This window comes from Chromobacterium alticapitis, from assembly GCF_002924365.1.
Lineage (GTDB): Bacteria > Pseudomonadota > Gammaproteobacteria > Burkholderiales > Chromobacteriaceae > Chromobacterium > Chromobacterium alticapitis.
Map to the genome: position 1 here is coordinate 1 of NZ_PQWB01000174.1, position 203 is coordinate 203.

Annotated in this window: 1 protein-coding gene; it reads left to right on the forward strand. The window is 63.5% G+C overall.

The window, feature by feature from the left end; all coding sequences use genetic code 11:
* Positions 1-203: IS1/IS1595 family N-terminal zinc-binding domain-containing protein (locus C2I19_RS20600; RefSeq protein WP_439647056.1), on the forward strand; the 203-nt coding region annotated here is incomplete at both ends.

A 203-nucleotide genomic window follows, 5' to 3' on the forward strand; every position in this document is an offset into this window, starting at 1 on the left:
GTTGTCCTCCGCTCTCAAGCACCCCACTCACCATGACGCCGTTCAGGACGCCTTGCCCGACCTGACGGCTTGCCCACACTGCCAGGCCGAGGCCAATCAGTTGGCGCTATGGGGCTGGAGCCGAGGCCTGCGGCGTTATCGCTGCAAACAGTGCCACCGGACCTGCAATGCCTTGTCGGGCAGTCCATTGGCCAAATTGCGCA